The sequence below is a fragment of the Streptomyces sp. NPDC102490 genome (assembly GCF_044765285.1).
Lineage (GTDB): Bacteria > Actinomycetota > Actinomycetes > Streptomycetales > Streptomycetaceae > Streptomyces.
Genome location: NZ_JBIWJU010000014.1, coordinates 99,280 through 112,131 on the forward strand (window position 1 = coordinate 99,280; position 12,852 = coordinate 112,131).

The window sequence follows — 12,852 nt, forward strand, 5'->3', positions numbered from 1 at the left end:
TCAGAACTCCCCGCTCCGGTCGGTCCGCAGCCGCTCCAGCACCACCAGGGCCACCGCGCACACCAGCATCAGAATCGTCGAAAGGGCCATCGCCTGGCCGTAGTTCATCTCCCCGGGCCGCCCCAGCAGCCGTGCCACGGCGACCGGCAGCGTCGGGTTGTCGGGCCGTGCGATGAACACGGTCGCGCCGAACTCCCCCAGCGACACCGCGAACGCGAACCCGGCCGCGACCAGCAGCGCCCGCCGCACCATCGGCAGATCCACCTCGCGCCAGACCCGCCACGGCGACGCGCCCAGCACCGCCGCCGCCTCCCGCAGCCGCCCGTCCACCGCCCGCAGCACCGGCAGCATGGTCCGTACGACGAAGGGGACGCCCACCAGCGCCTGCGCGAGCGGCACCAGGACCCAGGAGGACCTGAGGTCCAGCGGGGGTTCGTCCAGCGCGATCAGGAACCCGAACCCGACCGTCACGGCCGACACTCCGAGCGGCAGCATCAGCAGCGCGTCGAACCCGCGCACGAAGCGGCCCGCGTCGCGCCGGGTGAGCGCGGTCGCGGCCAGCGCGCCGATCACCACGGCGATGCCGGTGGCGGCGACGGCGTACTGGAGGGAGTTGCCGATCGCCTCGATCGGCGGGACGAGGAAGGCGCCGCCGTCCTCGCGGGTCAGTGCCCGGTAGTAGCCGAAGCCGGGGGCGCCCAGCGACCGCTGGACCAGTACCGCGAGCGGCAGCACCAGCAGGACGACGATGACGCCCAGGACCCCGGCGAGCAGCGCCCACTGCCCGGCTCCCCGCGGCCGGCGCGCGGTCGTGGCCGCGTCCACGAGCCGTAGCGCCGTCTCGCGCCGCCGCACCGTCCAGGCGTGCACGGCGAGGACGGCGGCGACGGCCGCGAACTGGATCAGCGTCAGCACGGCGGCCGTGGACAGGTCGAAGACCTGGGAGGTCTGCCGGTAGATCTCCACTTCCAGGGTGGAGAAGGCGGGCCCGCCGAGGATCTGGACGACGCCGAAGGAGGTGAAGGTGAACAGGAAGACCATCAGCGCGGCGGCGGCCACGGCGGGCGCGAGCGCGGGCAGCGTGACCTGCCGCCAGGCCCGCAGCCGCGAGGCGCCGAGCATCCGCGCGGCCTCCTCCTGCCGCGGGTCGAGCTGCGCCCAGAGACCGCCGACGGTGCGGACGACGACGGCGTAGTTGAAGAAGACGTGCGCGAGCAGGATCGCCCACACCGTGGTGTCCAGGCGCACGCCCCACAACTCGTCCAGCAGCCCGCCGCGCCCCACCAGTGCCAGGAACGCCGTACCGACGACGACCGTCGGCAGCACGAAGGGCACGGTCACCGCGGCCCGCAGGACCTGCTTGCCGGGGAAGTCGAAGCGGGCGAAGACGTACGCGCCGGGCAGCGCGATCAGCAGGGTGAGCGCGGTGGACGCCAGTGCCTGCCAGGTGGTGAACCACAGCACGTGCCGCACGTCGGACTGCGCGAGCACGTCCCCGATCCGCCCGAGCCGCCAGACCCCGTCGACCTCCAGGCCGCGCGCGACGATGGCGGCAACGGGGTAGGCGAAGAACACCGCGAAGAACGCGACGGGCACGGCCATGAGGCCGAGCCGGGCAGCGCTCCCCCGCACGGTCCGCGCCCGCGCCGCCGCCCGCTTGCCTCCGTGACTCACTTCAGTACGAGCGAGGTCCACGACTTGACCCACTGGTCGCGGTGGTCGGCGATCTTCGCCGGGTCGAGGGTCTGCGGGTCCTTCGCCTGCGGCCCGGACTTCGAGAACACCTCGGGAACCCGCGCGCCCTCCCGCACCGGGTAGACGAACATGTTGAGCGGCATGTCCTCCTGAAAGGTCTTGCTCAGCAGGAAGTCGAGGAGCGCCTTGCCGCCCTCGGTGTTCTTCGCGTTGCTGAGCAGGCCCGCGTACTCGACCTGCCGGAAGCAGGTGCCCTCGGCGACGCCCGTGGGGGCGGTGGCCGGCTGCGGGTCGGCGTAGACGACCTCGGCGGGCGGGGAGGAGGCGTAGGACACGACGAGCGGACGGTCGCCCTTGGCCTTCTTGCCGCCGGCCGAGCCGGAGAACTCCTCGTTGTACGCCTGCTCCCAGCTGTCGACGACCTTGACGCCGTTCGCCTTGAGCTTCTTCCAGTAACCCTCCCAGCCATCGTCGCCGTACTTGGCGGCGGTACCGAGCAGGAAGCCGAGGCCCGGCGAGGAACTGCCCGCGTTCTCGGTGACGAGGAGGTCCTTGTACGCGGGCTCGGCCAGGTCGTCGAAGGACGTGGGCGGGGTCAGCCCGTGCCGGTCGAAGTACGCCTTGTCGTAGTTGACGCAGATGTCGCCGGTGTCGACCGGAGTGACCCGGTGCTTGTCCTGGTCGGCGCGGTACTCGGGCCGGACCCGGTCCGAGCCCTTGGCCTCGTACGGCTGGAACAGGCCGTTGTCGAGGGCGCGGGACAGCAGGGTGTTGTCGACGCCGAAGAAGACATCGCCCTGCGGGTTGTCCTTGGTGAGGATGGCCTTGTTGACGGCCTGCCCGGCGTCGCCGTCCTCCAGGACCCTGACCTTGTAGCCCGACTCCTTCTCGAAGGCGGCGACGACGTCCTTGGACGCGGCCCACGAGTCGTGGCTGACCAGGGTCACGGTCTTGCCGCCGGAGCCGCTGCCGCCGGTGTCGTCGGACGACGATCCGCAGGCGGCCAGGGTGCCGACCATGCCGAGGCCGACGGCCAGGACGCTGACCTTCTTGGTGATGCTCACTGGATTCCTCCTGGGTGACCAGGAGAAGACGCGGCCCCGCCCGGAACCCTGGCGAGGGCCCCGGGCAGGGCGCAACAGCTCGAGTGGTGACCGATCTCCCTACCCAGAATGACCTGGGCCAGGTTCGGAGGGTCTGCGGCCGGTGCCGCACTCTCAGCGCTGTGGCGCTCCCCTGTCGGAATATGAAGATGTGACTGTGCTGACGGACTTCCGCCGGTCAGGTTACCGCTCGCTCGCGGCGAGCTGACCACACGCCCCGTCGATCTCCTGCCCACGGGTGTCCCGGATCGTCACCGGCACACCGTGCGCCGCGATCGCCTCGACGAACGCCTTCTCGTCCTCGGGCCGGGACGCGGTCCACTTGGAGCCGGGCGTGGGGTTGAGCGGAATGAGGTTGACGTGCACGGGCCTGCCCTTGAGCAGCCGCCCGAGCCGGTCACCGCGCCACGCCTGGTCGTTGATGTCCCGGATCAGCGCGTACTCGATGGACAGCCGGCGCCCGGACTTCGCCGCGTACTCGAACCCGGCGTCCAGCACCTCGCGCACCTTCCACCGCGTGTTGACGGGGACGAGGGTGTCGCGCAGCTCGTCGTCGGGGGCGTGCAGCGAGATGGCGAGACGGCACTTGAAGCCCTCACCGGTGAAGCGGTGGATCGCGGGGACGAGACCGACCGTGGAGAGCGTGATCCCGCGCTGCGAGAGCCCCAGTCCGTCGGGCTCGGGGTCGGTGAGCCGGCGGATGGCGCCCACGACCCGGTTGTAGTTGGCGAGGGGCTCGCCCATGCCCATGAACACGATGTTGCTGAGCCGCGCGGGGCCGCCGGGGACCTCGCCGTCCCTGAGCGCCCGCATGCCGTCCACGATCTGGTGCACGATCTCGGCGGTCGACAGGTTCCGGTCCAGGCCGGCCTGGCCGGTGGCGCAGAACGGGCAGTTCATGCCGCAGCCGGCCTGGGAGCTGATGCACATGGTCACCCGGTCCGGGTAGCGCATGAGCACGGACTCGACCAGCGTCCCGTCGAACAGCTTCCACAGCGTCTTGCGCGTGGTCCCCTGGTCGGTCGACAGGTGCCGCACGACCGTCATCAGCTCGGGCAGCAACGCCTCCCGCAGCCCCTCGCGCGAACCGGCGGGGATGTCGGTCCACTGCTCGGGGGCGTGCGCGTACCGCGCGAAGTAGTGCTGCGAGAGCTGCTTCGCACGGAACGGCTTCTCACCGATCGCGGCGACCGCCTCCTTGCGCTCGGCAGGCGTGAGATCGGCAAGGTGCCGCGGCGGCTTCTTGACTCCGCGCGGCACGACGAATGTGAGTTCTCCGGGATTTGGCATGGCTGTACCAGTGTCGCAGATCGACTCCGGGGGCCCAGGCCGGTGCGGGGTGGGGGTGGTCACCCGTGGGTGCCGACTATCAGCGTTGGCGGGCCTCGGACGGCCCGGGGACGGCCCAGAACTCAGTCAGCCAAGGCCACCGTTCCCTGTAGGGCCACGTAAAGGTGCGGTCTGGTTCGAGGTGGGCGTCTCCCCAGTGGATGGCATGGATGCCGTTTTCGACGTCGGCCGTGAAGAACACGCAGACCAGCCTGGTGGAAGCTCCCAGATCCTCGAACGCCTCGTGTAGCCCCAGGTACTCCTCGGTCGCCAGGCCCTCATCTACGTCGAACAGGCCTTCTGGAGGCTGCGGCCAGTGTGCCCGGAACAGCCGGTGCCGGGTGGGCGAAGCGTTGGCCGGCAGGCGAACTCGATCCAGGGGCCTCGGCCTGTCCGCGTACCGGAACGGAAAGAGCGCGTAATCGTTGATGACCGCATACTCGTACCCGCGCACGTCTCGTACGGCCTCTCCCAGCTGCCGCGCCGTCTCCGCCAGGTTCTCGCGCACCACCCCTGCAAGGGTGAGACCGTACGGACTGCGCTTCTTCAGACCCGCTGCGAGGTGCGCGGCATGAGCCTTCCCGTGAGCGTTGGCGAGTTGCACCGGAACCGCAGCAGCAAGCGCACCGGCCTGTTGCCCAAACCGCTCGACGGCCCAGGCCGACGGCCGCACCGGAAAGCCACCCAACGCCGACATGCAGTGCTCCCCTCCCCCACGTCACGCCTCTGAACTGTGTGACAGGTACACGAAGAACGCACAAGGGGGCAATCTAGCCAGGGTGGGGGACGGAAACCCCTTCGACCGGGCAGCACACGCTGCTTGACACTTACCGCAGGGCCTGCCAGGTATCCGCGTAGACCGCAGGCGAGTTGTGGAACGTCTTTCAGTTCTGCCACTGAGTAGGCCCACATCCAGTATCGTTATCTCGACCGTGAGCCAGGGGGAAACGAGTCAGACATGGACATCCAAATCGGTTTGACTTTCTGCCGCTTCTACGAATCAATCACACCCCCCGACTCATATTTACAGTTCGCAATGAGTCGCGTGCGCGAATTCGCCACACACATGTCCCAGTCTTCTCGCGCAAACACACCGAAATACACATTCTCGGGTTACCGTCTGATGGGCTCATACGCAAGAGGGACGGCAATTCGGCAAGGCAGCGATGTCGACGTAATATTTGAATTCACAGACCCGGATTCACCAAGCGCCGATGACTCACTGTCGCTTTTGATCCATCTGGAAGAGCGCCTCCGCGAGTTTCCAGGAGGTGCTGTACGGTTTTCGAGGTTGCGCGAGGTCGTAAGCGTTTCTTTTCCGGGAGAAGTGCCTGTTGATATTCTCCCCTGCATCAAGAACGAGAAGAACGGCTACTTTTTTCCCGGGGGATCCGGACGCTGGGCAACGACTTACCCCGATACACAGAATTCATACTTTAACGACCGCCGTGATGCAGCCGAGATCGATCTCTCGAAGTTCACGCGAGGAATCAAGCAATGGAATTTCGAAAATGGAGGGACACTTCGCTCCTACCATCTTGAGGTAATGGTAGCCGAAGTAGCAGATAAGCTAGGCGACGACTATTCCGTTGCGACCATCAGATTCTACGAGATATACGCTAGCGGATTGAGCGTACAAGATCCAGCCGGCCAACAGGGTGACCTATCAGATTACCTCACAGCCAGGCAGCGGGAAACTGTCTCAACTCTGATGAAAAACTGCAGAAGAACGGCACACCTTGCGATTTCCGCGCAGAATGACGGCCGCTACGCTCAAGCTGTAGACGCTTGGACTGAAGTATACGGATCCAGTTTCTCAAGCCTGGATAAGCAGTAGAGGGAGACAATGGGAATCAATGACAGACAAAGAGACGAGCGCGGCCTACTGTTACACACTGCCGTCATTGCCGCACATCGCGCAGCGCAGAAGATCGAGTGGCTCCGCTACACCCCTTCGCTGCTCATAGCCGTCGCGGGCGCGGCGTTTTCATGTCTACAGCGGACGAATACCGGTTTACTCGTCATCAGCTTCGCGTGGGCAATTCTTTCGACCCTCCTTCTGGCTCCACTTGTCAAGCAAAGGTCTTCAGAAGCGGCCAGGTTGCAGGAGCACTTCGACACTTACGTCTTCGACATGGAATGGAGCGAGAGGGGGGACAAGGTTGACCCTGAAAGAATCAGGGAATTTTCGGCACGCTTCAAAGGGAATCCCAACAAGCTCACCGACTACTACGCCGACGTGTCGGACTTCTCGCCCTCTGTTGCAGTTCTGCTATGCCAACGATCGAATGTAACGTGGGACATGCGCTTGAGGCAACGCTGGAAGAACATAGTCACCACCAGCCTTATTATCTGGCTGTGCCTCGGCATACTGTATGGGCTGCTCGCCAATGCGAGCACATCGAACTTGATCCTGCGCTGGTATGTCCCGTCGCTGGCGATCATTTCGCTCGCGTGGGAAATTATCAACTCACAGAGACAGACTATTGCCGACAGATCCGCAGTTAAGGCTCGCATCTCCAGCGAGCTAGAGTGGGCTGGGCGTCAGCTGTCTACCTCGCAACAAAGGGCCCTGGCTAAGGCCTGCCGAAACATCCAGGACGACATCTTCACAGTGCGAAGCAAGGCAACAAGAGTGCCGAAATTCCTGTACGAACGATACCGCAAATCGGACGATGGTCGAATGAAAGCAGCTATCGCTGACATGAAGCAGGATCTTGGAGCACTTCAGCGCCCGTAGTGCAGAAACCGAAGGTCGGCGGAGGGGCTTTGGGCTGGAGCTGCTTTGGGGCGAGTGCTCTTGGCCCCGTAAGCTTCCGGCGAGTCGGGCAGGCTGTGGACCTGCCCGTTAAGCACAACGTTGGGGCCAAGACCCTAGAGGCTCGCCCCAATGTGGCTGCCTAAAGCCGTGGAGCCGACCGCGCGCCTGCGTGCCTTGGAGAAAGACCCGGCTGTGAGCGGCGGATACGCACGGACCATTTACGGTGATGTGCGGGCCGTATTCAGTGCGGCGGTTGATGACGGGCTAATCCTCCGCAACCCGTGCTTGGCGCCGTCCGCCCGGCCGGCCGACCGAGCAACGTCGTGTTGTGCCGTGGCTGCCCGAACAGGTTCATGCGGCCCGCGAAGCACTCCCCCAGCGTTACCGGCCCATGGTCGACATGAGTGCCGGGTGCGGGCTTCGTCAAGGCGAGATCATGGGCCTGGCCGAGGACGCCGTCGACTTCGCGAGCGGCATAGTCCGCGTGGACCGGGCAGGTGCAGCTCATTCGGGACAAGCCATTGAGGCCCTGCGGGCTCGCATCGGCGCTTCGAACCGGGGGAGATCACGCTGCCCTGGCGCAAGCCGGACGGCCCGAAGGTGGTGTCTGCCTGCCTGCTGTTCACGAACACCGCGGGCTGCCTCGTCTGGCGCAGCGACTTCAACGTCACGGACCGAAAGCCCGCTCCCGCGGCGGCCGGGCTGATCTCAGAGATGGGGCGGACGGCAAGTACGAGTCCCCTCGGGAGCACGGCAGCACGCTCTGAGGCACCTCGACGCCTCGGTGCTCAGGGATGCCGACGAGAGCACCAAGGCCGTAAGTGAGTACCTGGGGCACGCCGACCCTGGGCTGACGGTGCGCGTATACGCGCGCCTGATGTCATCGAGCCAGGAGCGCACGAGGAAGGCCATAGACCGGGTATTCCTGCCTGTGGAGCCGGGCACACGCAAGGAATGACCCCCTATTACGCGGCATCGGTTCAACTGGCAGAGCGCTGGGACGGCCCTCCGTGGTTCAAGTGGGCCTTCTTGGGCGCGTGGGTGCTCTGTGGAGTGTTCGTGCTCTACAAGCTGCGCCAGAACGGTTGGAAGTTCCCCCGACACCGTTGAGGCGGCCCGACCGCGCAGACGTATTGCGTGTCCCGTCCCACCTGAGCCTTGACCGATCTCACTGAAGTTTGACCGCTCATCGCTGAGGAGATGGCTGCACGTCAGGTCGGCAGACCAGGCACCCACTGCGCGCCCGGTGGGCCCCTTGATCACCTGTGGGCGACATCGAAGAGGGGATCGAGTGGCTCGCCCCCGTGTCCTACGACGAGACAGGCCTCGGCCACCGGCCCACGGGAGAGCTCCAATAGCCGGGCCAGGACGGTCGCCTCGGAAGGCAGTCCGACCGGGTCGATACCGAGGGCCTGGGCCGCACGGTCGCGTCGCTGGTCGAGGTCGGGCACGTCCTCCCGGTACTCGTCCACGATCCTCTGGAGTTCGCCAGCCGTCCGTCCGGGAGCATCCCGCCACCACGGTGCCACCAGACACAACCGCACCAGTTCCGGCAGACCAAGAGCGAACAGTCCGGCCTCGCCGTCGAGGCTGACGTACACCACCGGGCGTTCCTCGCCACCCTCGCCGACGAAGCAGAACGCGTCCCCTGAACCCGCCCGCGCGAACTGCTCCAGCCGGGCGCCGGAGGCAAGCCGGACCCCGTCTTCCAACAGGCAGTCGGCCAGGTTCGTCGCATCGAGGTCCGCGACCCCGGCAAAGAAGGCGACGACCGCCGCGTCGGTACCCAGGAGAGGCAGCAACGCGCCGGGGCGGGCAGGTACGCCATCTGACGCTTCTGATCCATTCACCCGGCAACGGTAACCGGGGCCTCTGACACGGCTGCGGCAAACCGTCACGGGCCGGGTTGAGGCGCAGCTGCGGGTGCGCACCTGACTCACAAGGTGCTGGTCAAGCTTCGACCTCGGTGAGACCAGGCAAGGTTCGATGAGACAGAACCTTGCGGCTCTGTGAGTCCGCAGCCCGAGGACGGCCCAGCACCACGAAATAGGCCCCCTACCCCGCGCTGAAAACGCAAGTAGGGGGCCCGTTCTCGTCTCTTGCCTGCCAGTTTCCCCGGTTAGGCATGCCCCTAGCGGTCTCCCAGACATACGCAGAGGGACCCGCCGTCCTGTGGACAACGGGCCCCTCTCCGGAGAACCAGCAGGTCAGACCCGCCCTGAAGGGGGCATCGACCGGTTCAGCCCGACCCCACGAAGATCACCAGCAGTAGCCACACCACCGGGGCCGTCGGCAGCAGGGAGTCCAGGCGGTCCATGATGCCGCCGTGGCCCGGCAGGAGGGTGCCCATGTCCTTGATGCCGAGGTCCCGTTTGATCATGGACTCGCCGAGGTCGCCCAGGGTGGCGCTGACCGCGACCACGAGGCCGAGGAGCAGGCCCTGCCACCAGGTGCCGTCGTCGATCAGGAACTGCATGCACAGCGCGCCCGCCGCCATCGCGAACGCCACCGCTCCCAGCAGGCCCTCGCGGGTCTTGCCTGGGCTGATGCGCGGGGCGAGCTTCTTCCGGCCGAAGCGCCAGCCGACGGCGTAGGCCCCGGTGTCGCTGACGACCGTCAGTATCAGGAAGACCAGCACCCGCCAGGCGCCGTCGTCGGCCGCCAGCATCATGGCGACGAACGTGGCCAGGAACGGCACGTAGAACGCGGCGAACAGACCCGCCGTGACGTCCTTGAGGTACCCCTCGGGCGGCTCCGTCATGCGCCACACCAGGACCGCGAGCGCCGTGAGCGCCATGGCGACCCAGGCTCCCTCGGCGCCGCGCGCGTAGCCGGCGACCACCATCGCGGCGCCGCCGATCGCGAGCGGCACCAGGGGCGCCTTGATGCCCTTGCGCTCCTCCAGCCGCTTGGTCAGCTCCCACAGGCCCACCACGACCGCGACCGCGATGACGCCGACGAAGACCGCCTTGACGACGAACAACGACGCGATGATCACCACGCCGAGCCCGACGCCGACCCCTATCGCGGCACCCAGGTCGCGCCCCGCGCTCTTCTTCTGCGGCGGCTGGGACGGCGCCGGCTGGGGGGCGTCGGGCATGGGCTCCGGATTCCGCGGCACCGCCGCATACGGCTGCGCCGACGTGCTCGGGTCGCGATACGGCTCGTCGCGAACGGACTGGTCGTGGAACGGCTCGTCCCGGAACAAGGGACCGCTCAGCCGAGCGGTCCCCTGGTCGTCGTCCTGGTCTCCGCCGTGTTCGGGTACGTCGGGCACGATGGGCATGGGGCGAGTCTGCTGCGCGTAGTGCGCATCGTACGCGGGACCCGCCGGGCCGGCGCCCTGGACGGGTCCCTGGTCGGACGGCCCCCAGTACCCGGCTTGTGGCGGCGCTCCCCAGGAAGAGTCGTTCATCAGACCTCGAGCAGCTCCGCTTCCTTGTGCTTCAGGAGCTCGTCCACCTGCGCGACGTACTTGGCGGTGGTGTCGTCGAGCTCCTTCTCCGCACGGCGGCCCTCGTCCTCGCCGACCTCGCCGTCCTTGACCATCTTGTCGATGGCGTCCTTGGCCTTGCGGCGCACGGAGCGGATCGAGACCTTGGCGTCCTCGCCCTTGCTCTTGGCCACCTTGATGTACTCCCGGCGGCGCTCCTCGGTCAGCTCGGGGAACACCACCCGGATGATGTTGCCGTCGTTGCTCGGGTTGACGCCCAGGTCGGAGTCGCGGATCGCCTGCTCGATGTTGCGCAGGGCCGTCTTGTCGAAGGGCGTCACCACGGCCATGCGCGGCTCGGGCACGGAGAACGAGGCCAGCTGGTTGATCGGCGTCGGCGCGCCGTAGTACTCCGCCACGATCTTGTTGAACATCGCCGGGTGCGCACGGCCGGTGCGGATCGCGGCGAAGTCCTCCTTGGCGACCACGACGGCCTTCTCCATCTTCTCCTCGGCCTCGAGGAGGGTCTCTTCGATCACCACTTGCTCCTGCGTGTCTTGAGTAGGCCCGGCTGCGGTTCCCCTGCGGGCAGCGGCCGGCTGCGTCGCGTTCTTCCTGCACGGTTCCCGACCGGCGGGACATTGTCCATCCCCCGGCCCGGTCCCGCCCCGTCCGTCCCCCGGACAGGTGGTGTCCGCGGACGGGGGTGTTCTCCGGTCAGTCCCGGCTGCCCTGGTCACCCACGAGCGTGCCGATCTTCTCACCCTTGACGGCGCGGGCGATATTGCCCTCCTTCAACAGCTCGAAGACCACGATCGGGAGGCTGTTGTCGCGGCAGAGCGTGACGGCGGTGGCGTCGGCGACCTTGAGGTCCCGGGTGATGACCTCGCCGTAGCCGAGCGCGTCGAACTTCACGGCGTCCGGGTTGGTCTTCGGGTCGGAGTCGTAGACCCCGTCCACGCCGTTCTTGCCCATGAGCAGGGCCTCGGCGTCGATCTCGAGGGCGCGCTGGGCGGCGGTGGTGTCGGTGGAGAAGTACGGCATGCCCATACCGGCGCCGAAGATGACCACGCGGCCCTTCTCCAGGTGGCGCACGGCGCGCAGCGGGATGTAGGGCTCGGCGACCTGGCCCATGGTGATGGCGGTCTGCACGCGGCAGTCGACGCCCTCCTTCTCCAGGAAGTCCTGGAGGGCCAGGCAGTTCATCACGGTGCCGAGCATGCCCATGTAGTCGGAGCGGGCGCGGTCCATGCCGCGCACCTGCAGTTCGGCGCCGCGGAAGAAGTTGCCGCCGCCGATGACGATCGCGATCTGCGCGCCGTCCCGGACGACGGCCGCGATCTCGCGGGCGATGGCGTGCACCACGTCGGGGTCGACGCCCAGGCCCCCACCGCCGGAGAAGGCCTCTCCGGACAGCTTCAGCATGAAGCGGCCGCGTACTTTGCCGTCGTCGCTCTTCTCGGCCTTGGTGGTCATGGAGATCTCGCCTCTTTTACGTGGGTCACACACACGAAGAAGGCCACTGCCGGTGGGGGCGTGTTTCGCATCCCATACGCGGCAATGGCCTCCTCGTCAGATCTGCTGTCGTCGGCCGCCACGCGCGCGTACGCAACGGCATACGCGAACGGCGCCGACGACTGCTGTCGACCCTACCGGGGTCGCACGTCCGTCGCGGTACGGACTCAGATGCCGACCTTGATGCGCGAGAAGCGCTTCAGGCTGACACCGGCCTCTTCCAGCACCTTCTGGACGGACTTCTTGTTGTCCAGGGCGTAGGGCTGGCCGAGCAGGGTGGCGTCCTTGAAGAAGCCGTTGAGGCGACCCTCGACGATCTTCGGCAGGGCGGCCTCGGGCTTGCCCTCGGCGCGGGTGGTCTCCTCGGCGACGCGGCGCTCGGACTCGACGACCTCGGCCGGGACGTCCTCCTTGGAGAGGTACTTCGGCGCGAAGGCGGCGATGTGCTGGGCGACGCCCTTGGCGATCTCGGCGTTGGGCTTGTCCAGCTCGACGAGGACACCGATCTGCGGGGGCAGGTCGGGCATCGTGCGGTGCATGTACGCGGTCACGAAGCCGCCGGAGAACTGCGCGAAGCGGTCCAGGACGATCTTCTCGCCGAGGTTGGCGTTGGCCTCGTCCACGTACGCCTGGACGGTCTTGCCGGGCTCGATCTCGGAGGCCAGCAGGGCCTCGAGGTCGGCCGGGGCGGCCTTGGCGACGTGCGCGGCGATGGTCTTGGCGACGGTCTGGAACTTCTCGCCCTTGGCGACGAAGTCCGTCTCGCACTTCAGCTCGACGAGGACACCCGAGGTGTTGTCGTCGGCGATGATCGAGACGACGGCGCCGTTCTCGGCAGAGCGGCCCTCGCGCTTGGCGACGCCCTTCTGGCCCTTGATGCGGAGCGCCTCGACGGCCTTCTCGACGTTGCCCTCGGCCTCGTCCAGCGCCTTCTTGCAGTCCATCATGCCGGCGCCGGTGAGCTCGCGGAGCTTCTTGACGTCGGCGGCGGTGTAGTTCGCCATGATCTCGGAATC

General features: G+C 67.0%; 11 protein-coding genes and 1 riboswitch. Of the genes, 2 read left to right on the plus strand and 9 right to left on the minus strand.

Annotated features, from left to right (window positions below; translation table 11 throughout):
• The 4 genes from ACIRGB_RS29695 to ACIRGB_RS29710 all read right to left on the minus strand — a co-directional run bounded on the left by ACIRGB_RS29695 (position 1) and on the right by ACIRGB_RS29710 (position 4,824).
• Entirely contained in the window at positions 1–1,695 is a 1,695-nt protein-coding gene (locus ACIRGB_RS29695; protein WP_403871587.1) for an ABC transporter permease, read from the minus strand.
• The gene (locus ACIRGB_RS29700) at positions 1,671–2,759 is read right to left on the minus strand and encodes a thiamine ABC transporter substrate binding subunit (protein ID WP_403871589.1); all 1,089 of its coding nucleotides are present in this window, start codon (positions 2,757–2,759) and stop codon (positions 1,671–1,673) included. Before ACIRGB_RS29700 ends, ACIRGB_RS29695 begins: the two co-directional genes overlap by 25 nt.
• Before the next feature lie 78 nt (positions 2,760–2,837).
• Positions 2,838–2,943, minus strand: a riboswitch (TPP riboswitch).
• A 38-nt stretch (positions 2,944–2,981) separates the two neighbouring features.
• Entirely contained in the window at positions 2,982–4,088 is a 1,107-nt protein-coding gene (rlmN, locus tag ACIRGB_RS29705) for a 23S rRNA (adenine(2503)-C(2))-methyltransferase RlmN (RefSeq protein ID WP_403871591.1), read from the minus strand.
• A 79-nt stretch (positions 4,089–4,167) separates the two neighbouring features.
• Positions 4,168–4,824 carry a hypothetical protein gene (locus ACIRGB_RS29710; RefSeq protein WP_403871593.1) on the minus strand — a complete coding sequence of 219 codons (657 nt, stop codon included), beginning with the start codon at positions 4,822–4,824 and terminating at the stop codon, positions 4,168–4,170.
• Positions 4,825–5,085: 261 nt separating this feature from the next.
• Here ACIRGB_RS29710 and ACIRGB_RS29715 point away from each other — a divergent pair, with 261 nt between their 5' ends.
• On the plus strand, positions 5,086–5,964 hold the full coding sequence (locus ACIRGB_RS29715) for a nucleotidyltransferase domain-containing protein (RefSeq protein ID WP_403871595.1): 879 nt from the start codon (positions 5,086–5,088) through the stop codon (positions 5,962–5,964).
• A gap of 9 nt (positions 5,965–5,973) precedes the next feature.
• The gene (locus ACIRGB_RS29720) at positions 5,974–6,867 is read left to right on the plus strand and encodes an S-4TM family putative pore-forming effector (protein ID WP_403871597.1); all 894 of its coding nucleotides are present in this window, start codon (positions 5,974–5,976) and stop codon (positions 6,865–6,867) included.
• Between the two features lie 1,280 nt (positions 6,868–8,147).
• Here ACIRGB_RS29720 and ACIRGB_RS29725 read toward each other — a convergent pair.
• The 5 genes from ACIRGB_RS29725 to tsf form a co-directional block, all read right to left on the minus strand.
• On the minus strand, positions 8,148–8,738 hold the full coding sequence (locus tag ACIRGB_RS29725) for a hypothetical protein (protein ID WP_403871599.1): 591 nt from the start codon (positions 8,736–8,738) through the stop codon (positions 8,148–8,150).
• 389 nt (positions 8,739–9,127) lie between these two features.
• The gene (locus ACIRGB_RS29730; protein WP_403871601.1) at positions 9,128–10,303 is read right to left on the minus strand and encodes a phosphatidate cytidylyltransferase; all 1,176 of its coding nucleotides are present in this window, start codon (positions 10,301–10,303) and stop codon (positions 9,128–9,130) included.
• Entirely contained in the window at positions 10,303–10,860 is a 558-nt protein-coding gene (gene frr, locus ACIRGB_RS29735; RefSeq protein ID WP_403871603.1) for a ribosome recycling factor, read from the minus strand. The genes ACIRGB_RS29730 and frr overlap by 1 nt, the downstream gene beginning before the upstream one ends.
• A gap of 178 nt (positions 10,861–11,038) precedes the next feature.
• Entirely contained in the window at positions 11,039–11,797 is a 759-nt protein-coding gene (gene pyrH, locus ACIRGB_RS29740) for a UMP kinase (RefSeq protein ID WP_007444937.1), read from the minus strand.
• Between the two features lie 206 nt (positions 11,798–12,003).
• Complete coding sequence (gene tsf / locus ACIRGB_RS29745) at positions 12,004–12,840, minus strand: translation elongation factor Ts (RefSeq protein WP_403871605.1); 837 nt, start codon at positions 12,838–12,840, stop codon at positions 12,004–12,006.
• Positions 12,841–12,852 lie beyond the last annotated feature (12 nt).